The sequence below is a fragment of the Segniliparus rotundus DSM 44985 genome (genome assembly GCF_000092825.1).
In the GTDB taxonomy this organism is placed as follows: Bacteria; Actinomycetota; Actinomycetes; order Mycobacteriales; family Mycobacteriaceae; genus Segniliparus; species Segniliparus rotundus.
Window position 1 is genome coordinate 2,382,994 of record NC_014168.1, and the last position, 20,461, is coordinate 2,403,454.

Genomic DNA, 20,461 nt, shown 5'->3' on the forward strand with positions numbered 1-20,461 from the left:
CTGTGAGCGAGCAGAACGAGGACCAAGACTGGCGGGAGGAAGGCTTCGACGAGCTCTCGCGGCGGTCGCTGGGCCGCCTGGCCCCGGTGTGGGTAGAGGCCGTGGAGTTCTTGTGGGAGCGGCTGCGCGAGGACGAGCGCTTGGCGCTCGCCGCGCCGAAGGAGCCGCGCCCGACAGGGTGTTGGGGCCCCGAGCGCGTGCTCGCCGAATGCGAGGCGAAACGACTCATGCTCCACGACGTCGCGTGCTTCGCGGACCCGCGCGAGTCCCAGTTCGACCACGCCAACCTCCTCCAAGCGCTCCTGCAGCCGCACGAGGGCCACCCCGACCACCGCGCCGGGTGGCAGGAGTTGCTCGACGAGGAGGGATGCCGGTATCCGCTCTGACCTCGATCCCGCGCGGCTGCCCGCCCGGATCCTCGGAGCCCGCCCCATCGACGAGCCCGACCCGCAGCCCCACCCCGAGCCGCAGCCGAAGCGCGGGAAGCGGGAGCCGGGCCCCGGCCAGACCGGGCTGTTCTGAACCAACCCATGACGAAGCAACGACGAGAAGGAGGATCACGGTGACGAACCGTATGAAAGCGAAAGGCGACCGCGCCGAGCGCGCCGTCAAGGACATGGCCGCCGCCAACGGGTTCCCGTGGTGCGAGCGCCTCAAGGCCGGGGACCAGCGCGACAAGGGCGACCTCTCGCTCGCCCCCGGCGTGATCGCGCAAGTGAAGGACCGCAAGACGCTTTCGCTCCGGCAGTGGCTTGTGGACACGGAGGCGCAGCGGGTGAACGCGCGTGCGGACGTGGGGGTGCTGGTGGTCAAGCTCGCGTCGCCTGGCAAGGCCCCGGTGTGGGCGGCGGTCATGGAGCTGCCGGGGTGGTTGTCGCTGGCCCGCCAAGCCGGGTGGGGCGAACCGTTGGAGCAGGAGGCGGACTGTGCCTGAACCGCGAGAAGCATTGAAGAGGACCGTTGGGGCGCTGCCGCTGCCAGCTCCGCCGGAGTGGACCGAGCATGCGCTCTGCGCGCAGGTCGGCGGCGACGCGTGGTTCCCCGAGCCCGGCGACAGCGCCCCCAAGGCCAGACAGATCTGCCAACAGTGCCCCGTGAAGCGGGAGTGTCTCGCCTGGGCCGTCGCGAACGACGAGCGGGACGGGGTGTGGGGCGGGATCTGCTTCGCCAGCCCGCTCAACCGCATCAAAGCCCGAGTCTCGCTCGGGCTCCCCGCCCAACTCCCGAGAAAAGGAGCAGCCGCCTGATGGCGAACTTCCGGCCCTGCCAGCACCCCGACTGCAAAGACGTCAACGGCAACCCACGCTTGACTGACCGGGGCATGTGCGACCGCTGCTACGAGCGCCTCCCCGCGCTCGTCGAAGGCTTGGTCGCGGACTACAAGTGGCTCAAAGCCGCGATGCCCCGCCCGCCCGCGCCGGACGACCTCGGGCGCAAAGCCACCCCGACCGGGTGGGGGCACCCCGCCGCGTGGGCGAGCGCGATCTGCGCGGACATCGCGTTCTGGCTCCACGCCGCCCGACGCCTGCTCGCGGAGGCTGAGGACAAGACCCCGCCCGAGCGGCCTGGGGACGAGAGGACCGCGGTCGCGCTCGCGCACCGCGCCGTGAACTCCAAGCTCGACCAGTTCACCAAGCTGGACGGCGCGGGCGAGATCGTCGCGCAATGGCTCCTGCTCCGCAAACGGGTCAGGGTCGCGTGCGGGCTCGCCAGGGACGTCACCTGGATACCCCAGCCCTGCCCCAACCCCGCCTGCGGGGACTATCTGGTGTTCTGGATCAAAGATGTCGGGTTCGAGGCCGTGCGCTGCGAGAAGTGCGGGCAGCCGATGCAGCTGAGCGAGATTCCCGAAGCGGCGTGACCCGCCGCCCATCCTGCGCGCAGCTATCAGATGCCCTGTGGATTTCGATCTTCTCGGGTGACACCCCTCCGCGTTATGATGTTGCATGCGCTTCTCCACCGCCTTCAGCATCAATCGGCCAGACAAGGCGGAATGGTTCGACACGAACGTCAAGTTCGACACTCCGCTTTTCGTCAACCCGTTCCTTATCTACAGAGACGAGGATCCGCGCTGGAAGGGCGCGCAGGACGACGTGGCGGAATACTTCAGGACAGTCCTCGAATTGCTGAAAAGAGCCAACGGCGACCGCAGGTCCGCGTCGTGGGGCAAGGCCATCGGGCTCCTGTGCTTCCCCGAGCCCAACGAATTCGCGCTCGGGTTGTCGATGGGCTCGCCTGACGGGAAGGGAATCGGCCCGAAGCAGGCCGCGACGATGGCCGATCTTCTCGCAGAAGCCACTGATCTAAAGCTCGACGACACCTTCATCGGGCAACTCGCGATCCTCAGCGAAGGCGTCGGGCCCGACGGCATCAGCGACATGATCTGCAACATCCTCAAGCCCAGGTTCGTCCAGTACACACAGCGGGTCGCGAACGCGCTCGGCGCGGAACTGCATACCGTGACAGTCACACGAGGCTTGTGGGACAACGATCTGCAGACCTGGCTCGACCCGAAGACGCCAGTTCCTCTTGTCACCCGCAACGGCAAGCGATATCCCGTGCTCCTGGTCCCCGAACGGTTTCTCGACGACATCCCCTGCGTCAGCAAAACCGAGTTCTGGGCCTGGGCGCAGTCCAGCATCGGGGCGAAACTTCGCAACGACTTCAACTACGACTTAAGCAAAACGCTCGTGAGAAACGAAGAGAAGAAGGAGAAACTGGCGCAAGAGCTCGCCGCCAGAAACGCCCAAGCCCTTCGCCATTACGTCCGCCAGGCTGCAGACGGCGCCACGCCTTACGACATCGAGAACGACCCCGACCTGCTCGTCACATGGGAGGAGAGCGGGAACGAGGCCGCGACCAGAACCTCCTCGCCACCAGCGCCGCAGACACAGGCCGATTTCGAGCGCTGGCTGCTCGACATGGCGGACGCCTTCAAGCACTGTGTGGAGGAGAACGCCCTCTGGCGAGTCTTGTGGGACGACGAGTTGCGCCACCCCCGCAAGGAGAGCATCGTCCAAGTCGTCGCCAGGTCGGTCTGGCTGCACTACTGCCACGCCAGCAACATCGACGTCAGCAGAGAAGCGCAATGCGGGCGCGGCCTGGTCGACTTCAAATTCTCCCAGGGATTCCAGATGCGCGGGCTCCTAGAGGTCAAGCTCATGTCCAACGCCAACATCAAACACGGGGCCGACGCGCAGCTCCCCGCGTATATGAAGGGCGAAGAGGCGTTCTTCGGGATCTACCTCTGCGTCGGCTACACAGACGACGAGCTTTCCGATGAGAACAAACAAGCCGTCGCGGACACCTGCGCTGCGCGGAGCCGGGGCGACGCGATCCGCATCGTCCCGGTGTTCGTGGACGCGAGCCCCAAATCCCCGGCCTCGAAGCCAACCGCCGTGCACGCTCCTCGCTGACCTCAATCGCGCCGTGAGCAGCGCGAAACCCGCATTGCTGGCCAAATGTTCACAAGAGCAAGCCTGCTCGCGCGTGTCACGCGCAACGGGCCAGGACGGTCGTAACGTGCGTGTCAGCGGGACAGCTGCGCGCACACTGCTGTCCCGCAATGCCGGAGGGCGGGCAGCCGCGAGAAGAGCGCCAAGGGTGCTCTTCCCGAGTCCGGGATAGCGGCCCCGCTGTCCGTGCCTCTCCGCGCCTGGCGTGTCGCACCGATCCGCCCGGCGCGTTCGTAGTGTGCGTGCCAGCGGGGCCGTTGCGTCCGCGAGGCGGCCGATCCGACACTCAACTGACATAGAGGGATCATGGGTCCAGACCTCGCGGCGCGGCGGCCGCCCCGTCCCGTCCAACTGCCCGACGGCGCGGACACGCTCCTCACTGCCAGCGAGGCCGCGGCGTTCTTCGGCAAGCAGGCGCAGACCGTCCGCGCGTGGGCGCTGCGGGGCAAACTCCAGCCAGCGGGCTTGACCGAGCGGCGCGAGTACCTGTACCGGGTGCGCGACCTCGCCCAAGCCGCCCGCGACCGACGCAGGCGCGAACAGGTGAACAGCGTCAGCCAGCTTCTAGGGGAGGCCAGTCCTCCGGGAAAAGCTCTGGCTCGTAAGACTGCATGACAGGGTGTCCGCGCTCGTCGAATTCCCTGATGTACGCGCTTTCGAGCATGAGCGTTTCGAACTTGTCTGACGTTCTGACCATCGAACGCCAAAGCTGGAAACCTCTGACCTCGCCGAGATCGACCCATTCAGTGACTCGCGTCAGCCCGAACTCGCGGATCATCCAATCCGCAGCGGTCACCCCCAGCTCGTCTGTGGTCAGATCCATCAACGGCGTGATGTTGCGGTCCTCGTCAAGAACCCACCTCTGCTGGTCGCTCGGGTAGAGGCTGACTACTCCACGAGGCCGCCCGCCCCATGTCGTGTACGTCGACGCTAACGCGAACAACAGCTCATCTGCGGGCACCCCAACATTATGCGTCAGCTCCGCCACTCAAACAATCTGGAACGGCGCTCAGAGAGGAGGCTGTGCTGGTGCGCTGGATCTATGACCTCCTCGCAGAGCGATCGCGCGAGGCTCAGGTCGCTGTGGAACAGACGGAGAAGAGGGCTGCGTGAAGAACCTGCACCGGCTGGAGTTGAGCCTGAACGTCAAGACCGGGCTCGGGAAAGTGCGCCTCGACGGGCACGAGCTGCTCGTCCCCGCCGACTCCGATATCACCATCGCGACCGGGCCCGGCGAAGCAGCACGGCTCACCCTAACGATCCTCGCCGAACACACCAGCCTGCGATTCACCGACCAGCACTGAACGGACCCCGTCATGGACACAACCGGCACACTCGCGCTCGTCGCCCTGCTGCTCGCCATCGGCACGCTCATAGAGGCCGTCATGCTCAACCAGCTCGTCAAACAGATCAGGCAACGCTTGGAGCGCGTCAAGCGACTGCAAGACCTCGCTGCAGCAAGGCGCTGACACACAACCCGGCACCGGGGCTGGCATCATGGGGCTATGGCACGCACCTGGCTGTCGATCCAAGTGACCCTCGTGGAGGGGCGCGGCGAGTTCTACTGGCCCCGGCCCGGACGGGTCTTCGCCGCAGCGCGCTCGCACACCTTCCTCCAGCTCGCGCAGTCCGTGGACCTGGCGTTCGCGCGCTGGGACCGGGGCCACCTGCACGCCTTCGACCTTCAAGACGGCACACGGATCGGTGTCCCCGAGGCGGACGTGTTCGCGGAGGGACTGCTCGACGGCGAGGCCGTCAAACTCTCCAGGCTCGCGCTCGGCGAGCGGTTCGCGTACGAGTTCGACTTCGGCGACCGCTGGACCCACCTCTGCGAAGTCGCCCCCGAGAAGATCGACCCTCTCGACGAGTTCGCCACGACCCCGCTCTCGCCCGCCCCGTACTGGGGATGGGGCGAGATCCCCGACCAGTACGGGCGGCGCTTTGACAGCGACGACGGAGAGAGCAAAATCCCACCGGACCCGGAACGCAAAGACCTCCCGCCGCTGCGGCCCTGGTGGGGCGACCAACGCAGATCAAAGCGCCGCTAACGCCGGAATGTTCACAACCCGCGCCTCGCGCGGGCGTGTCACGCCGACCCCGCTGTGGTGGTCGTAACGTGCCTGTCAGCAGGACAGCTGCGCCCGGAGAACGGGTCAGGCGACTCGCCTCTTTGCGCATCGCCCGAAGGGGTCGTCGCAGGGCATGTGGTGCTCCACTGGCGGCGGTGACGGGTCGAGTGCCCCCATGCCCTGTTCGTAGAGGCGGTACAGGGCCAAGGCTGCCAGCGCCCAAAGCGCGAGTTTCCACAGCAACTCGTATTTGGCACCGCCAAACCACCCTCGTGTCGCGTAAACGGTCCCGAGCCAGATCGTGGCAGCCAACGCGCCGCAGACCCAATGCGCCGCGACGCGGAACAAGTCAAAAAGATCCATCGTCTCCGATACCTTCAGTCGACATCTGGCTCCAACGCCCCTCCGCGACTGGGCTAAACAGCGCCAACGCCTTGCTCCACCAATTCTTCCGCCTAGGCGGCGCTGGGACAAGGTGACGTTTCAAAGGCGCGAACTTCAACCGAAACTGCTCGTTCGAATGCTCCCAGGCATCGCTGTACGGATCGTCGTCCCATAAGTCGCGCTCAAGCGCGCTGGCCCTATCGCGCTGCTGGCCCCGCCGCTCCTGCTCCCCGCATGTGATCCAATACCTGAACTTGGCCCGTTCCTCGTCCGGATCGCTCAATTCGGACAGTGCTGAGGGCGGTATAGCGGTTTTGCAGAATTCCCGCAGCTCACGCCGCGAATCTGGATACTCCCCGCAGTACAGGCCGATATTTCCGGTCCATTCGCTCTGATGCCACTCCGCGTAGTAGCCAGCGGGATTGCTCGATTCGTAAAAATCCGCCCGCTCCGACTTCGCGTCGCAGTCGGCGTGGCACGGGCCGATGTGATACCACCCGTACTGCGGTGCTCTGACTTTGACTACCCAGAACGGGGAGCCGATCATCGACACATGCCCTTTGAGCTCTTGCGGCTCTTTGGACCAGTTGCTGTGATACTGCTCTGGCTTGCTGCGCTCCACTTTGTCGCAGCGGAAAAGGATGTCGTACCAGCCATCCTCGATTTCCCTGTAATACCTCCTTCCGCAAAGGTCGAAGATGGTCTCGAAATCAGTTGCCCACTCTTCGGGGAGCCTCTCGTAGCCGATATCGGCGTCAGCCTGCGCAGACCGGATGAGATAGTCCACCACCACGCCCGAAGCCATGTACCCGGAAGGGTCCCAATGGATGGGCGCTCCTCCGTCCGCGAGCAGCGCGCCAGGGTCAACGATCAGGTTCTCCACATTACCGGCGAGGTACACCGAAATGCCCGGAGCCTGCCCCGCCCACCAGACCACTCTGCGGTTGTCCCAGTGATCGGTTTGACCGACCTTCGAAGACATCCCACCGCAGACCGCGCGCACCCGGACTTTGACGTAGTCGTCGCTCCTAGCTTTGTTTGGTTCGCGAATCCATCCGCGCTCTTGAAGGCGATCCGTGAAACGTTGCAGCAACACCAAGGGCCGGTCTTTCAACGGCGCGGGCTGCGACTGCTGCTCTCGCCCTTTGACTACAACTTTCGCATTGACAGAGGTGGACCCTTTGCTCGACGACACTTCGTGCACGTCGATTCCAACATGGTCGACGTAGCTCAAGACTTTGCCCATCGACCGGTACTTCAGCAGGGGATTGCCCAGAACACGGAGGTCGACGTCCTTGGGCACGGCCATCCATCTATTGATGGAAAGCGCCGCGATCTCAGCCTCCCGCTGCGCACGAAGAGAGGCGGAATCCTCAAAGGGTTGCATCACCCACTGCATGCGTAGATGCTACGCCCGCATCACATAGAAACCATGCAAGAGCGCCATGTCGCGCGGCGCACGCGAATCGGCTCATGGAGGCCACGTATGCCCTGGTCGGCCCGGCGTGTGCAGCGCCGCCCGTTGCCGCACAAACAGCGCGCCGCGTGTTGGAGCGTGATTCGCACCGCTGCCAGTTGCGCCACCCAGGCTGCCTCGTTCACGCTACGGAGGTCGACCATGTCACACCGGTCGCGGAGGGCGGCTCGGACCATGACAGCAACCTGCGCGCCGCCTGCACTGAGTGTCACCGCGTGAAATCGCAGGCTGAGGCGCTGCGCGGGCGGCTGCGGGCGTACCGGGCCAAGCGGCTCGGGTTCGCGGGGCATCCGGGGCTGCGCTGAATTTCTCGCCCCCAAACGGCCCGTGCGGCGTTTTCCTGGGTTTCTGGCGATCTTTGCCGACCTGGGGCGGGTTGGGGGCGCTGGGGCGCCCTGGGGGGCTCCCCTCCCCCCTCGAAGCCTCGTCGGAGGGCTCGAAGGCGCTCCGGTCGAGTACGGGTCTGGGCCTCGGAATTCCGAAGCCGCCCGAAACGTGACCTTAAGCTCTCGCGCCACTGTTTTCCCAGCTTGGAGAACCTTTTTGCGCAGAGGTAGAGTGCCTCGATGAGCAGGAACAGGCAAGACTGGGGCGTGCGGGAGGGGGCGCGATGCCGGTCGTGATCGACGGGCGCGAGCCCTCCACAGCGGTGCGCGAGCGCCTCGCCGCGGAGGGACGACCGACACATTTGGCGTTCTCCGGGAGCAAGGACTCCACAGCGGCGGCCCTGGCGCTGCGCGAGGCTGGCGTGCCGTTCGTGATGGCCCACTGAACCGCCCCGGGTTTAGTGCAGGCTTGATCTCCCCGGAAGGATGGGAGTCATGTCAACAACATCAAAGAGGCCGACGCCGAGGAAGTATCCGCCGGAGTTGCGCGAGCGGGCTGTGCGGCTGGTGCGCGAGGCGCGGGAGCAGGAGCCCGATTTGTCGGTCGAGTCGGTGTCTTGTCGTTCGGGTCGGCATCGCGCCGGATCGCCAAGCTCGTGGGGGTGCATCCGGACACGCTCAGGGACTGGGCGACGCGTGCGGAGGTCTACACAGGGGTGAGGACTAGTGTGACGACGGCGGAGTCGTCACGTGTCAAGGAGCACGGGTGAAGATCGCCCCGTCCGGGTATTACGCGGCGAAGAAGCGACCGCCCTCTGCCCGCGCGGCGCGAGACGAGGAGCTGAAAGCTGTGATCGGCGAGGTCTTCCACGAACGCTTGAAAGGCAGGGGCCTGGCCGGCGCCCGCAAGGTCTGGCATTTGCTCAAACGAAACGGCCATCGGGTCGCCAGCTGCACGGTCGAGCGTTTGATGCGCGAGCTCGGACTGAAAGGGGCGATGCGGGGCGAGCCGGTCCGCACCACACGACGAGACGAGACGATTCTGCTCCCAGGCCGCCAGACCTGTTGAACCGCGAGTTCCACGCGGACCGGCCGAACCAGTTGTGGGTGGTGGACTTCACCTACGTCCCGACCTGGTCGGGCATGGGGTTCGCCGCGTTCGTCACCGACGTCTACTCGCGCAGGATCGTCGGGTGGCGTGTCGCCTCCCGGATGCCCGTCGAACTCCCGTTGGACGCGTTGGAGATGGCCCTGTGGGTCCGCGAACGCGCGGGCGAGAGCACGGAAGGGCTCGTGCATCACAGCGACGCAGGGTCGCAATACACCGCCATCCGCTACGCCGAGCGCCTCGCCGACACGGGCGCCCTCGCGTCCATCGGGACGGTCGGCGACTCCTACGACAACGCCCTCGCCGAGTCCTGCATCGGCCTCTAAAAGCGCGAATGCGTCCGACACGATGGCCCGTTCCGCACGGTGGACGAACTCGAGCTCGCCACACTCTCCTGGGTCTGGTGGTTCAGCGAACACCGCATCCACTCCAGAATCGGCGACATTCCCCCATCGAGCTCCAACCCGCCTCCTGATTCCCACGAGCAACCGGAATCAAACCCGGTTCAGGTCACGCCCTGCACTAAACCCGGGGCGGTTCAGAAACGAGTCCGTACGGATGTGGGACCAATGGCACGCGACGGAGGACCAAAGGCGCTATGCGAAACATGGCCTCCGAACGACGATTGGATAAGAGCGTGCCAGACAGGCATACTCATGAAAGGACGAAGACATGAGCATCGCAACCCCCACCCGCAGCGACCATGACATTAAGACTGAGGTCCAAGACGAACTCGAGTGGACTCCTGAGCTGGACGCCGCCGGAGTCGGAGTGGCGGTCGGCGACGGGGTCGTCTCGCTGTCCGGCGAGGTCGACAACTACTCCGCCCGGATCGCCGCCAAGCGCGCCGCCCTGCGCGTCCGCGGCGTCACGGCCATCGTCGACAACGTGAGCGTGCATCCGAGTTCGAGTTCATCGCTCACCGAGACCGATATCGCCAAAGAAGTCGAATACGCGCTGAGGTGGGCGGGCAACGTCCCAGACGCGGTCAAGGCCGAGATCCGAGGCCACGACGTGATCCTGACCGGCCAGGTGACGTGGGACTTCCAGCGCCAGGCCGCTCAGCGCGCTGTGCAGCACCTCACCGGTGTGCATTTTGTGAACAACCTGATCGCCCTGACCCCTCGGGTATCGGTGTCGGACACCAAAGAGCGCATCCGGAACGCGATCACCCGCAACGCCCAACTTGACGCGAACACCATCAACGTCGCCGTGTCTGACAACCAGGTCACCCTCACCGGAACCGTACGGTCCTGGGCGGAGAAACAGGAAGCCGAGCGTGCGGCATGGGCGTCTTCTCATGTCAGCGGCGTGCATGACCAGATCGTGGTGCAGATCTCCTGATCTTGCCCGCGAAGGACGCGCGACCCCGGCCCCCAGGGCCGGGGTCGCTGTCTGGCCCTGGGACAGCGATGGCGGTTACGCCGAATACCCCACGGTGCCAGCAGCCTTCGCCGACCGCCTGCCAGCTGGCTACGCCGCCGCAGAACTCGCGCCGCGTTGGCGACAGGCGCCTACTGAGCCCATCGAAACCATCGGGCAGCGCCAGCTTGTTCGCCCCTGTCGGCGATCTCGTGCCGGTCGCGATGCGAGCCCTCGACCGAGACGGCGTCCTGCCGATCGCAGGCATCTACCTCTGCGAGGTGCCCTCGCTGAACTACGCGCGAGAGCTGTTCTACGAACGCGAGATCCGCAGCGTCACTGCCAATGCCCGCGCGGACGGCGAGGCCTTTAGCCTCTCGGGTTCGGGTAGTTCGCCTATTGTGGGCGCTTCGCGTGGCCGGGTTCACTGGTGTGGCCAGCAAGCCCAGCACGAGCTGGGCACCGGCCAACAGGAAGAGACGATCATGACATCGCTATTGCCGCGCCCCCAGGTATTGTTCCCGAACGTGGCCGACTGGTTCGACCACGCGAGGTCGTTCGGCGGGAACAATCTCCTCCGCATCGAAGAGTGCGACCACAAGAACAAGTACGTCGTGCGCGCGGAGCTGCCCGGGGTCGATCCGGAGAAACATGTGCACGTCACCGTGCACGGCAAGGTGCTCACCGTCACTGCAGAACGCGAAGCGTCTCACAAGGACTCCCGGCACAGCGAATTCCACTACGGATCGTTCAGCCGCTCGGTGAACCTGCCAGTAGGAGCCGACACGTCGGACGTGTCCGCGAAGTACACGGACGGGATTCTGGAAGTCACTGTGCCCGTTCAGCAACGGCAAGAAGACCAAGCGAAACAGATCAAGATCGCGACAGACTAACTCTGCGGTTGCGGGGCCGAAGGCACGGCGCCTTCGGCCCCGCAACCGATCGGCAAGGCCCGCAACCCGGCAACTACGGCTCGAGAGTTTCCGTCGCGTGGATCGTGGTTTCCGCCGTCATGGCTGTCGAACTCGGATGTGCCGGGTGGCTTGGGTCGCCGGGCACTATGGGGCGAAAGTCCCCGGGAGGAGCCCCGTTCGACTCTATCCTGTGAACGCTCATGGGAGGATCATTCGGCTATGCGTGTGATTGCTGTGAACCCCGGCTCCTCGAGTGTGAAACTCGCCGTCGTAGAAGAAGGAGAGCGCACCCTCCAGAACGTCACGTGCGACCCATCGGCTGAGGCTGTGGAAGGCCCGCTCAAGGGGTTGGCCGCCCAATGGCGCCTTGACGCGGTGGGGGTGCGATTCGTGCACGGCGGGAGGTGTCGAGAGCCGCTCCTGCTCGACGAGCAGGAGCGCAGCAGGTTGGCGGAACTCACATGGATGGCTCCGCTGCACCAGCCGTTGTCGCTCGCGCTCGCGGACCTCGCGGCTCGGACGTTCCAGCTTCCCGTCGTGGCGTGCTTCGACACCGCGTTTCACGCCCAACTCCCCGAGGCGGCCGCGCGCTACGCCCTCCCGAGAGCCTGGACGAAAGAGTACGGGCTGCGCCGCTACGGGTTCCACGGGCTGTCCTGCGCGTACGCGCAGCGCAGGACAGCCGACCTGCTCGCCGCGGCTTCAGAAGAGTTGCAGCTGGTGTGCTGCCATATCGGCGCGGGAGTCTCGGTGACCGCTATCAAGGACAGGCGCAGCGTCGACACGTCGATGGGCTTCACGCCGTTGGAGGGGACGGTGATGTCCACTCGCTCCGGCAGCGTCGACCCAGGACTGCTGCTGCATCTGCTCGGCACGGGGGTCACGGACACGGCTGGGATGAACGAAACTCTCGAGCGCTCCAGCGGGCTGGCCGGAATGACCGGCACCAGCGGCGACCTGCGCAAGGTGCTCGCCTTGCGAGCAGCTGCTGACCCGGACGCGACGTTGGCGGTCGATGTGTACCTGCACCGGCTTCGCCGCGAGATCGCTGCGGCGGCGGCTTCGCTGGGCCGCCTGGACGCGCTGGTGCTCACCGGCGGCGTTGCAGAGCACGAGCCGGACCTGATGGGGGAGCTGCTGAGCGATCTCGGCGTGTTGGGGATCCATGTCGAACAGGCGGCGTTGCGCGCCTCCGGGGACAGAGTCGTGAGCCCCTTGGGCGCTTCCCCGCGAGTGCTGATGCTCGCCGCTCGTGAAGAGCTGGAAATCGCGCGGCAGGCCGAGCTCGTGGTCCTGAGGGCGCAAGTCCCCGCGACAAGTGACTTTCGGCCGTAGTCGCGCGGCCCCGAATGCAATAGCGTCGAAATCACCGAGAAACTCGGACGGACACCCGAGATCAGGAGAGCACAATGCGGGCTCGAGACATCATGAGCAGCCCGGTCGTCGTCGTGACCCCGGACATGCCGGTCCATGAGGCGACGGCGCTGTTGGCCGGTCGGGGATTCACCTCGCTGCCGGTGGTCGACAAAGACGGCAACCTCGTCGGCGTGGTCGGCGAGCACGAGCTGATGCGCGCACAGCCGTCTCTGCGCGACCGGCCGGTCGTCTCGACCGTCGAATCCGTGATGCGGCCGTGCACGACCGGCGTGAACGCGGCCAGCACCGCAGCGCAGCTCGCGGCGGTGCTGGCCGAAGAGGGAAGGCGGAGCGTCCCTGTCCTGCAAGGCTCTCAGGTGATCGGCGTCGTCACCCGCCGCGATCTGCTCAAAGCGCTCTCCCGCGCGGATTGGGCGATCATGAGCGACATCCGCGAGCGATTATCCGTTTACCGCGGTGTAGAGGGCTGGGTCGTCGAGCTGCACGACGGAGTCGTCGGGGTCGAAGGCGATTTCGACAACGTGGCAGAGAGAGCCATGGTCGCTGGACTCGTCGAGTCGGTGCCCGGTGTGACCAGTGTGAGCCTCGTCGAACGCTGAAGACCAACGACCAATACCCCCTGGACGAAGAACATCGAAGGAGATCAGGAAATGAGCACCACCGAAAAGTCAGCGATCCTCGTGGGAGTCGACGGATCCGTTGCGGCAACCCTCGCGGTCAAGTGGGCGGCGAGCGAAGCGGCTCGCCGCAATGCGCCGCTGCACTTCGCCCACGCCGTGGATTACGCAGGCATTGCCTCCGGCTTCAACCTCGCCTTCTCCCAGAGCTTCTTTGACGCGATGGAGGACGACAGCAAGGCCTTCCTGGCGGAAGCCGAACGGGAGGCCCGTTCGGTCGCCCCGGACGTGCGGGTCAGCGTCGAACAGTTGGCCGGACCCCCGGTGACGGCGCTCGTCGAATCATCGAAGCACGCATTGCTCACCGTGGTCGGAGCGAGGGGCAGCGGTGGTTTCGCCGAGCTGATCGCCGGGTCGATGCCCATCGCGCTCGCCGCCCGAGGGCATAGTCCCGTGGTGGTCGTGCGCCCGCCCGTCGGCGGCGGAGCGCTGACCCAGCCGAGCGGCGACCATGCCCCGTCTGCTGCCGGCCCAGTGGTGTTGGGCGTGGACGGCTCACCGGCCAGCGAAGAGGCTATCGCATGGGCTTTCGAAGAGGCCTCGTTCCGGCACGCGGAGCTCGTCGCGATGCACGCCTGGGCCGAGCTGCCTTCTCCGAGCATTTACACGTACGGGACCGAATATATCGAAGACTGGGACGACGCCAAGAACCGGCACGAGGAGATCCTCGCCGAACGGCTGGCCGGTTGGCAGGAGAAGTACCCCGACGTGCGCGTGCGCCGAGAGGTCGTCAGCTGGTCGCCGAAAGAGACGTTGATCCGGCATTCGCAGAAAGCCCAGCTCGTCGTGGTCGGCAGTAGGGGCCGGGGCGAATTCGCGAGCGTGCTGCTTGGCTCGGTGAGCCACGCGCTGATACACCACGCGGCCTGCCCTGTCCTCATCGTCCACCCGTGCGCCTCCCCTCACGGGAACAGGCCATGACCACTCTTGCCGTTGACCCGCCCGCCGCAGAACGATCTGCGGGGCAGCCGCTCACCCCGGAGCGGCTGCGGCAAGTCGACGCGCAATGGCGCGCGGCGAACTACCTGACCGTGGGCCAGATCTACCTCATGGGCAATCCGCTGCTGCGCGAGCCCCTGAGTCCTGAGCAGATCAAACCCCGGCTGCTGGGGCATTGGGGCACCTCCCCGGGCCTGAACTTCGTCTACGCCCATCTCAACCGGGCCATCGTCGAACATGGGTCGAACCTGATGTACGTGATCGGACCGGGCCACGGGGGTCCGGCGTTGTTCGCGAACACCTGGCTCGAAGGCAGCTACAGCGAGGTGCGGCCCGACATCCCCCGGAACGAAGAAGGCATGCGGACGCTGTTCCACGAGTTCTCCTTCCCAGGCGGGGTCCCGAGCCATGTGGCTCCAGAGGTGCCCGGGTCTATTCATGAGGGCGGCGAGTTGGGGTATTCCTTGGCGCACGCCTACGGCGCAGTGCTCGACAATCCGGACCTGGTCACGGCCTGCGTGGTCGGCGACGGGGAGGCGGAGACCGGACCGCTCGCCACGAGCTGGCACGCGAACAAGTTCCTCGACCCCGCGCACGACGGCGCGGTGTTGCCGATCCTGCACCTGAACGGTTACAAGATCGCGAACCCCGCAGTGCTCGCCCGAATCCCAAAGGGGGAGCTCGACGCGTTGCTGCGCGGCTACGGCCACGACCCGATCCACGTGGAGGGCTCCGACCCGGCGGTGCTGCACCAGCAGATGGCCGCCGCGCTGGACGAGGCGCTCGGCAGGATCCAGACCTTCCAGTTCCTCGCGCGCTTCGGCAGGCCGGCGACGCACGAGAGCGACCGCCCGGCGTGGCCGATGATCGTGCTGCGCACCGCCAAGGGCTGGACCGGGCCCGCGCAGGTGGGCGGAGTCCCGGTGGAGGGCACATGGCGCGCTCACCAGGTCCCCTTGCCCGGGGTCCGGGAGAACGCCGCGCATCTGCGACAGCTGGAGGCGTGGATGCGCTCATACCGCCCCGAGGAGTTGTTCGACGCGTGTGGCAGCCCTGCGCCGGACGTCGTCGCGTTAATCCCCTCCGGCGGGGCGCGCATGGGCTCCAACCGGCACGCCAACGGCGGGCGGATCCTGCGCCCGCTCGAACTCCCCGAGCCGGGGGAGTTCTCCGTCGCGGTCGGCAGTCCGGGCGGGAGATGCGCGGAGCCGACCAGGCAATTGGGCAAATACTTGCGGGCGGTGATGGAGCGCAACGCCGCCGAGAGGAACTTCCGGCTGTTCGGACCGGACGAGACCGCGTCGAACCGGCTCGACGACGTGTATACCGTCACCGACAAGCAGTGGAACGCGCAGACTGTCTCAACCGACGAGCACCTCGCCCACGACGGTCGGGTGCTGGAAGTGCTCTCCGAGCACCTGTGCCAAGGCTGGTTGGAGGGCTACCTCCTAACTGGCAGGCACGGGCTCCTCTCCTGCTACGAGGCGTTCGCCCACATCGTGGACTCGATGGTCAATCAGCACGCCAAATGGTTGAAAGTGTCCAAAGAGCTGCCGTGGCGTGCGCCGATCGCCTCGCTCAACTACCTGATCACCTCGCACGTTTGGCGCCAAGACCACAACGGGTTCTCCCATCAGGACCCGGGTTTCATCGACCATGTGGCGAACAAACGCGCCGAGGTGGCCCGGATCTACCTCCCGCCGGACGCGAACACGCTGCTGTGCGTCGCGGCGCACTGTTTGGCCAGCCGCGACTACATCAACGTGATCGTGGCGGGGAAGAACGACGCCCCCGTGTGGCTGACCGCCGAAGAAGCCGCGTTGCACTGCGCGCGGGGTGCCGGAGTCTTCGAATGGGCCTCCAACGACGCGGACGGCGAGCCAGACGTGGTCTTGGCCTGCGCGGGCGACGTGCCCACCGTCGAGGTGCTCGCCGCCGTCTCGATCCTGCGCGAGCGCCTGGCGGATCTGAGAGTCCGGGTGGTGAACGTGGTGGACCTTTTCCGGCTGCAACCCGCCGACCAGCACCCGCACGGGATGCCCGACCAAGAGTACGACGCCCTGTTCACCGCCGACAAGCCGGTGATCTTCGCCTTCCACGGCTACCCTGCGCTCATCCACCGGCTGACGTACCGTCGCGGCGGACACAGCAACCTGCATGTGCGCGGATACTTGGAGGAGGGCACCACGACCACGCCCTTCGACATGCTGGTGCTCAACAAGGCCGACCGCTTCCAGCTCGTCATCGACGTCGTGGACCGCGCCCCTGAACTGCGCAGTCCTGAATTGAGCGAACGAGCTGCGCAGCTGCGGCAGGACATGCAGGGCGCGCACCAGCGGCATCGGGCATGGATCCGCGCGCACGGCGAAGACCTGCCCGACGTGCGAGAATGGACGTGGCATATGAAAGGAGGCAGCGCGTGATAACCGTGTTCCTCGTCGACGACCACGAGATGATCCGTCGCGGCGTGGCCGACCTTCTGGAGGAGACCGAGGGGTTGACCGTGATCGGCCAAGCCTCGACGGTCGCCGAAGCGCTCACGCGGATACCCGCGTTGCGACCGGACGTCGCGGTGCTCGACGTGCGCCTTCCCGACGGCAACGGCGTCGAGCTGTGCCGGGGCTTGCGTTCGACGCTGCCGGAGCTGCACTGTCTGATGTTCACCTCTTTCACCGACGAGCACGCCATGCTGGACGCGGTCATGGCAGGCGCGAGCGGCTATGCCATCAAAGACATCAAAGGGATGGAACTGGTCTCAGCGGTGCGCTCCGTCGGCGCGGGCCGATCCCTGCTCGACAGCCGGGTCACGACGGCACTCGTGAACCGGCTGAGAGCGGCTGCGGACAAGCACTCCCCCCTCGTCAGGCTCACCGAACAGGAGCGCGTGCTCCTCGACCTGATCGGCGAAGGGCTGACCAACCGACAGATCGCCCAGCGGATGTTCCTCGCGGAAAAAACCATTAAAAACTACGTGTCTCGGCTGCTCACAAAACTCGGCCTGGACCGACGCACCCAAGCGGCGGTGCTGGTCACGAAGCTCCACGACGAATCACAGCCATCTGTGACGGATTAGGGCTCCTGCGCCATCAGCAAACCTGATGATTAGATTTCTGTCACAATGGAACGATGACAGGCCGCCAAAATCCGACTGCTAGCCGGTCTGAGTGACCGAGGGGCTCGGCCAGCTGCAATTGCGCGAGCTGCTCGCCGAAGTCCAAGAGCGGATCGAGCAGATCGTCGCCAACACGCGGAACCGGATGGAAGGCCTGTTCGAGGCTGTTGTCGCAGTGAGCTCCGGACTCGAGTTCGACCTGACGCTGCGGCAGATCGTGCGAGCCGCGATCAAGCTGGTGGGCGCCGAACACGGAGCACTCGGGGTGCTCGGACCCGACGGGATGCTGACGGAGTTCGTGCACGAGGGGATCGACGAGGAGGCGCGGAAGCTGATCGGGCCGCTTCCCACCGGGCGAGGAATGCTCGGCGCGATGGCGGAAGGGTCCAAGACGCAACGGCTCGTGGATATCGCCGCGCACCCCGCATCTATCGGATTCCCGGCGAACCATCCGTCGATGAGCACTTTCCTCGGTGTGCCGGTCAAAGTTCGCGGTGAGGTCTTCGGCCGGCTGTACTTGACCGGGAAGAAGGACGGCCAGCAGTTCACCAAGGACGACGAAGTGGTCGTCCGAGCACTGGCGGTCGCGGCTGGGATCGCGGTGGAGAACGCTCGCCTCTACGAGGAGGCCCGCAGACGCCAGCAGCAGCTGCGAGCGTCGGCCGAAGTCACCGCCGAGCTGCTCGGCGGAACCGCCCCTGCCCAGGTGCTGCGCCTCATCGCCTCTCGGGCGGCAGAGCTCGTGGACGCCGATCACGCGTTGATCGCGTTGCCGCGTGGCGCCGCCCAACCGGCACACACCGCCGAACTCGCCGTCGCCGTGCACATCGGACCATGCGCGCACGAGATGACTGGCATGACGATCCCCGTCGACCGCTCCGTCCCTGGGGCGGTGTTCTGCGACCGGACTCCGCGCAACGTGCCAGAACTCGCCCTTGGCCTTCCTGACGGGAAAGTTGTGACGCTCGGCCCGGCATTGGCGCTGCCGCTGCGCGCTGGCGAATCGACGGCGGGGGTGCTGCTCCTCATCCGCGACGCTGGCGGCGCGGGGTTCGACATGGAGCAGCTGGACATTGGCGCGTCCTTCGCCGAACAGGCCGCGCTCGCGTTGGAGCAGGCGGAAATCCGCTCCGCAAAACACGAGTTAGAGATGCTCGCCGATCGCGACCGGATCGCCCGCGATCTGCATGACCACGTCATCCAACGCCTGTTCGTCATCGGTTTGGGCATGCAGAGCACCCACCGCCGCGCCGCGAAAACCCCAGCTGTCGCGGAACGGCTGACCGAGCATATCGACCGAATCCACGAGGTCATCGAGGAGATCCGGACCGCGATCTTCGACTTGCACACAGCAGGCGACGGGGTCGCGTTGCGAGTTGTGCTGCACAAAGCCATCGCCGAGCTCACCGGGGACAGCGCGCTGCGGGTCGCGGTGCGAATGGCAGGACCGCTGGACGTGGTGCCCGAGGAGATCGCGGTCCACGCCGAGGCCGTGGTGCGCGAAGCGGTGACCAACGTGCTGCGGCACGCCGGGGCCACCGAGCTGTCGATCACCGTCACGGTCGGCGGCGACTTCGTCATCGACGTCGCAGACAACGGCAAGGGCGTCCCCGAGGTCGTCGCCCGCAGCGGACTGCACAACCTGGCGGACCGCGCGAGCGCATGCTGCGGGAGCCTCGCCGTCACGAGGCTTCAGACGGGGGGCACGCGGCTGGTGTGGACCGCTCCGCTACCGTGAGGGCACGTAGCCGCGCGAGCAATGGCGATCAGGGACGAGTCCGCCTAATTCGGCGGGATAGCGAGCCAGCGCGGCAGGGGATAGCTGCCGAACGCGCTGATCACCGTCATCTTGATCCCGGCGACGACGAGCACCCAGAGCAGTACTTGTTTCCCAACCGAGATCTCCCCTGGCAGGAAAACCGCGCCGGTGAGCAGCATTAGGGCGCTGCAGATCAACCAGCTGAACCGCTCCACAGGCGTGATCCGCACGATTCGGAGCAGTGGAGGCTTGTGACTGCTTGTTTTTGTGTCGACCATGCTCGTGCCTTTCTTTGTCGATGACAAGAACATCGTGTTGTAGATGACAAGACCATCGTGCGCTGTTACGCCGCTGCGCTATAGGGCCAAAAGTCATCGGGCGCAGTCCTTTCGGCCCAAGGGTTCGCGCCCCGACGGTTGGCACGGCGCGATCCTGTCCGCACCTGGCGCAATCGGGCATGTGAGTGGACTGCATGCCATGACGCGAATCTTGTTGGCCATGATGCGCCAGGTCGACGGCGTCGCCTTCTCGGAGCGAGTATGTGGCCGCTGCGGCGCGCACTTCCACATGGACGCGCTTGCCATGAAAACCGACCGTGAGAAACCCGCCGTCAACCGCAGCCGTTGCCCTGGAACGAGGTTTGCCGCCACCGCGAACCGGCGAGATCCGGGGAGCTTTCTGTAGCGGACGTCGAACGGCTCGTCGTCGACACGCAGACGGATCAATTTCCCGTTGGTGACGTTGACGACAGTCTGCCCGGACTCCGGATATCCGTACTCGGCTTCGGCGTAGGGCAGCCACCGTAGCTCGTACACCCCTCCCAGATAGGAGCCGGGCAAACCATGAGGTTCTCCCTCGTCGAAGTTCCCACGCCAGCCGATATGCCTGTTGGCGAGGGCGAACACCGGCTCTGTCTGCGCCAACACGTCCAGATCGAGCTGGGTTTCCCGCACTCGCCATGGCGCGACCTCGAACGCCGGGTGCTCGATCATGCCGAGCACAGCAGATCTGCTAAATCTGCGACGACGATGTCCGCGCCACAAGCGCGCAACCGCCTCGCCTGGCCCGACCGGTCAAACCCGACGACACGGTTCACCCCGACGACAAAAGCGAACCCGCCCTCTCGGCCAGCGGAAAAACCGGCGAACGTGTCTTCGAACACGGTGGCGGCGGACGGTGGGGCTCCGAGCATGCGCGCGGCGGTGAGGTAGGTGTCGGGGGACGGTTTGCCCCGCAGTCCGGGGCTGCGGGCGACGTTCCCGTCGACCAGGTTGAAGGGAACGAAACGCTCGCCCGTGCACACGGACCGCGCCCGCAAATATTCGTCCAACATCTCCCGCCACGCTTCTGCGTGCATTGACTCGTTACGTGTGAGCATGCCGTCTATTTTGAAGAGGCAGACCCGGGCGGGACTGGGCAGGCCGAGCGAGGACGAATAGCTTCCATCGGGAGGCGTGGTCACGGGAGGCATGGTTGCATTCCCATTCACATCTGCCGCGCAG

At 65.9% G+C, this 20,461-nt stretch carries 23 protein-coding genes and 4 pseudogenes; 21 read left to right on the plus strand and 6 right to left on the minus strand.

Annotation, left to right across the window (positions count from 1 at the left end; all coding sequences use genetic code 11):
• Positions 1-2: 2 nt before the first annotated feature.
• The 6 genes from SROT_RS11755 (at position 3) to SROT_RS16560 (ending at position 4,070) form a co-directional block, all read left to right on the plus strand.
• Positions 3-386, plus strand: coding sequence for a DUF6221 family protein (locus SROT_RS11755; RefSeq protein ID WP_013139247.1), 384 nt, complete (start codon positions 3-5; stop codon positions 384-386).
• A gap of 176 nt (positions 387-562) precedes the next feature.
• Positions 563-934, plus strand: coding sequence for a hypothetical protein (locus SROT_RS11760; RefSeq protein ID WP_013139248.1), 372 nt, complete (start codon positions 563-565; stop codon positions 932-934).
• Positions 927-1,247: a WhiB family transcriptional regulator gene (locus tag SROT_RS15745; protein ID WP_013139249.1), complete on the plus strand. Its 321-nt coding sequence runs from the start codon at positions 927-929 to the stop codon at positions 1,245-1,247. The genes SROT_RS11760 and SROT_RS15745 overlap by 8 nt, the downstream gene beginning before the upstream one ends.
• Positions 1,247-1,861, plus strand: a complete 615-nt coding sequence (locus tag SROT_RS15750; RefSeq protein WP_013139250.1) for a hypothetical protein — start codon at positions 1,247-1,249, stop codon at positions 1,859-1,861. Before SROT_RS15745 ends, SROT_RS15750 begins: the two co-directional genes overlap by 1 nt.
• An 85-nt stretch (positions 1,862-1,946) precedes the next feature.
• The gene (locus SROT_RS11775; protein WP_013139251.1) at positions 1,947-3,416 is read left to right on the plus strand and encodes a hypothetical protein; all 1,470 of its coding nucleotides are present in this window, start codon (positions 1,947-1,949) and stop codon (positions 3,414-3,416) included.
• Between the two features lie 345 nt (positions 3,417-3,761).
• Positions 3,762-4,070: a helix-turn-helix domain-containing protein gene (locus tag SROT_RS16560; protein ID WP_013139252.1), complete on the plus strand. Its 309-nt coding sequence runs from the start codon at positions 3,762-3,764 to the stop codon at positions 4,068-4,070.
• Here the strand turns inward: SROT_RS16560 and SROT_RS15755 are convergent.
• Positions 4,009-4,416, minus strand: a complete 408-nt coding sequence (locus tag SROT_RS15755; RefSeq protein WP_049773357.1) for a hypothetical protein — start codon at positions 4,414-4,416, stop codon at positions 4,009-4,011. The two genes, SROT_RS16560 and SROT_RS15755, sit on opposite strands and share 62 nt — an antisense overlap.
• A gap of 148 nt (positions 4,417-4,564) precedes the next feature.
• Between SROT_RS15755 and SROT_RS11790 the strand changes: the two genes are divergently transcribed.
• From SROT_RS11790 to SROT_RS11795, 3 genes are read left to right on the plus strand one after another with little or no spacing between them, the layout of a single operon-like run.
• Positions 4,565-4,759: a hypothetical protein gene (locus tag SROT_RS11790; RefSeq protein ID WP_013139254.1), complete on the plus strand. Its 195-nt coding sequence runs from the start codon at positions 4,565-4,567 to the stop codon at positions 4,757-4,759.
• A 12-nt stretch (positions 4,760-4,771) separates the two neighbouring features.
• Positions 4,772-4,924 carry a hypothetical protein gene (locus tag SROT_RS16790; RefSeq protein ID WP_013139255.1) on the plus strand — a complete coding sequence of 51 codons (153 nt, stop codon included), beginning with the start codon at positions 4,772-4,774 and terminating at the stop codon, positions 4,922-4,924.
• 36 nt (positions 4,925-4,960) lie between these two features.
• Entirely contained in the window at positions 4,961-5,503 is a 543-nt protein-coding gene (locus tag SROT_RS11795) for an IS1096 element passenger TnpR family protein (protein WP_013139256.1), read from the plus strand.
• Positions 5,504-5,608: 105 nt separating this feature from the next.
• Here the strand turns inward: SROT_RS11795 and SROT_RS11800 are convergent, their stop codons facing one another.
• On the minus strand, positions 5,609-5,887 hold the full coding sequence (locus SROT_RS11800; RefSeq protein WP_013139257.1) for a hypothetical protein: 279 nt from the start codon (positions 5,885-5,887) through the stop codon (positions 5,609-5,611).
• Positions 5,874-7,307 carry a hypothetical protein gene (locus SROT_RS11805; RefSeq protein WP_013139258.1) on the minus strand — a complete coding sequence of 478 codons (1,434 nt, stop codon included), beginning with the start codon at positions 7,305-7,307 and terminating at the stop codon, positions 5,874-5,876. Before SROT_RS11805 ends, SROT_RS11800 begins: the two co-directional genes overlap by 14 nt.
• A gap of 74 nt (positions 7,308-7,381) precedes the next feature.
• Between SROT_RS11805 and SROT_RS17150 the strand changes: the two are divergent.
• From SROT_RS17150 to SROT_RS11855, 12 genes and pseudogenes are all read left to right on the plus strand, one after another.
• Positions 7,382-7,597 (plus strand): annotated as a pseudogene (locus SROT_RS17150) (HNH endonuclease); the annotation flags it as partial.
• Between the two features lie 398 nt (positions 7,598-7,995).
• Positions 7,996-8,157 (plus strand): hypothetical protein, encoded by a 162-nt coding sequence (locus tag SROT_RS16795; protein WP_187288033.1) that lies wholly within the window; start codon positions 7,996-7,998, stop codon positions 8,155-8,157.
• A gap of 49 nt (positions 8,158-8,206) precedes the next feature.
• Positions 8,207-9,229 (plus strand): annotated as a pseudogene (locus SROT_RS11815) (IS3 family transposase); the annotation flags it as partial.
• A gap of 262 nt (positions 9,230-9,491) precedes the next feature.
• A complete protein-coding gene (locus tag SROT_RS11820) occupies positions 9,492-10,163 on the plus strand; it encodes a BON domain-containing protein (RefSeq protein WP_013139260.1) in 672 nt (223 codons plus the stop codon).
• Positions 10,164-10,221: 58 nt separating this feature from the next.
• Positions 10,222-10,552 (plus strand): annotated as a pseudogene (locus tag SROT_RS17155) (alcohol dehydrogenase); the annotation flags it as partial.
• A gap of 114 nt (positions 10,553-10,666) precedes the next feature.
• Positions 10,667-11,074: an Hsp20/alpha crystallin family protein gene (locus SROT_RS11825; protein ID WP_013139261.1), complete on the plus strand. Its 408-nt coding sequence runs from the start codon at positions 10,667-10,669 to the stop codon at positions 11,072-11,074.
• 240 nt (positions 11,075-11,314) lie between these two features.
• Positions 11,315-12,430: an acetate/propionate family kinase gene (locus tag SROT_RS11830; protein ID WP_013139262.1), complete on the plus strand. Its 1,116-nt coding sequence runs from the start codon at positions 11,315-11,317 to the stop codon at positions 12,428-12,430.
• A 74-nt stretch (positions 12,431-12,504) separates the two neighbouring features.
• On the plus strand, positions 12,505-13,071 hold the full coding sequence (locus tag SROT_RS11835) for a CBS domain-containing protein (RefSeq protein WP_013139263.1): 567 nt from the start codon (positions 12,505-12,507) through the stop codon (positions 13,069-13,071).
• A 51-nt stretch (positions 13,072-13,122) separates the two neighbouring features.
• A complete protein-coding gene (locus tag SROT_RS11840; RefSeq protein ID WP_013139264.1) occupies positions 13,123-14,070 on the plus strand; it encodes a universal stress protein in 948 nt (315 codons plus the stop codon).
• Positions 14,067-16,511 carry a phosphoketolase family protein gene (locus SROT_RS11845; protein WP_013139265.1) on the plus strand — a complete coding sequence of 815 codons (2,445 nt, stop codon included), beginning with the start codon at positions 14,067-14,069 and terminating at the stop codon, positions 16,509-16,511. The genes SROT_RS11840 and SROT_RS11845 overlap by 4 nt, the downstream gene beginning before the upstream one ends.
• The gene (locus SROT_RS11850; RefSeq protein WP_013139266.1) at positions 16,508-17,161 is read left to right on the plus strand and encodes a response regulator; all 654 of its coding nucleotides are present in this window, start codon (positions 16,508-16,510) and stop codon (positions 17,159-17,161) included. Before SROT_RS11845 ends, SROT_RS11850 begins: the two co-directional genes overlap by 4 nt.
• Positions 17,162-17,252: 91 nt before the next feature.
• A complete protein-coding gene (locus SROT_RS11855) occupies positions 17,253-18,938 on the plus strand; it encodes a sensor histidine kinase (RefSeq protein ID WP_013139267.1) in 1,686 nt (561 codons plus the stop codon).
• Positions 18,939-18,982: 44 nt separating this feature from the next.
• Here SROT_RS11855 and SROT_RS16565 read toward each other — a convergent pair whose 3' ends face one another.
• The 3 genes and pseudogenes from SROT_RS16565 to SROT_RS11870 form a co-directional block, all read right to left on the minus strand.
• Positions 18,983-19,237 carry a hypothetical protein gene (locus SROT_RS16565; protein ID WP_013139268.1) on the minus strand — a complete coding sequence of 85 codons (255 nt, stop codon included), beginning with the start codon at positions 19,235-19,237 and terminating at the stop codon, positions 18,983-18,985.
• 393 nt (positions 19,238-19,630) lie between these two features.
• A pseudogene (locus tag SROT_RS17160) lies at positions 19,631-19,951 on the minus strand (family 65 glycosyl hydrolase); the annotation flags it as partial.
• Positions 19,948-20,337 carry an HAD-IA family hydrolase gene (locus SROT_RS11870; protein WP_425358187.1) on the minus strand — a complete coding sequence of 130 codons (390 nt, stop codon included), beginning with the start codon at positions 20,335-20,337 and terminating at the stop codon, positions 19,948-19,950. The gene SROT_RS11870 and the pseudogene SROT_RS17160, both read right to left, overlap by 4 nt.
• Positions 20,338-20,461 lie beyond the last annotated feature (124 nt).

Coding starts and splice junctions, on each gene's coding strand:
- SROT_RS15750 (WP_013139250.1), top strand. CDS start 1,247: ATGGCGAACTTCCGGCCCTGCCAGCACCCCGACTGCAAAGACGTCAAC.
- SROT_RS11775 (WP_013139251.1), top strand. CDS start 1,947: ATGCGCTTCTCCACCGCCTTCAGCATCAATCGGCCAGACAAGGCGGAA.
- SROT_RS16560 (WP_013139252.1), top strand. CDS start 3,762: ATGGGTCCAGACCTCGCGGCGCGGCGGCCGCCCCGTCCCGTCCAACTG.
- SROT_RS16790 (WP_013139255.1), top strand. CDS start 4,772: ATGGACACAACCGGCACACTCGCGCTCGTCGCCCTGCTGCTCGCCATC.
- SROT_RS11795 (WP_013139256.1), top strand. CDS start 4,961: ATGGCACGCACCTGGCTGTCGATCCAAGTGACCCTCGTGGAGGGGCGC.
- SROT_RS11800 (WP_013139257.1), bottom strand. CDS start 5,887: ATGGATCTTTTTGACTTGTTCCGCGTCGCGGCGCATTGGGTCTGCGGC.
- SROT_RS11805 (WP_013139258.1), bottom strand. CDS start 7,307: ATGCAGTGGGTGATGCAACCCTTTGAGGATTCCGCCTCTCTTCGTGCG.
- SROT_RS16795 (WP_187288033.1), top strand. CDS start 7,996: ATGCCGGTCGTGATCGACGGGCGCGAGCCCTCCACAGCGGTGCGCGAG.
- SROT_RS11820 (WP_013139260.1), top strand. CDS start 9,492: ATGAGCATCGCAACCCCCACCCGCAGCGACCATGACATTAAGACTGAG.
- SROT_RS11825 (WP_013139261.1), top strand. CDS start 10,667: ATGACATCGCTATTGCCGCGCCCCCAGGTATTGTTCCCGAACGTGGCC.
- SROT_RS11830 (WP_013139262.1), top strand. CDS start 11,315: ATGCGTGTGATTGCTGTGAACCCCGGCTCCTCGAGTGTGAAACTCGCC.
- SROT_RS11835 (WP_013139263.1), top strand. CDS start 12,505: ATGCGGGCTCGAGACATCATGAGCAGCCCGGTCGTCGTCGTGACCCCG.
- SROT_RS11840 (WP_013139264.1), top strand. CDS start 13,123: ATGAGCACCACCGAAAAGTCAGCGATCCTCGTGGGAGTCGACGGATCC.
- SROT_RS11845 (WP_013139265.1), top strand. CDS start 14,067: ATGACCACTCTTGCCGTTGACCCGCCCGCCGCAGAACGATCTGCGGGG.
- SROT_RS16565 (WP_013139268.1), bottom strand. CDS start 19,237: ATGGTCGACACAAAAACAAGCAGTCACAAGCCTCCACTGCTCCGAATC.
- SROT_RS11870 (WP_425358187.1), bottom strand. CDS start 20,337: ATGCTCACACGTAACGAGTCAATGCACGCAGAAGCGTGGCGGGAGATG.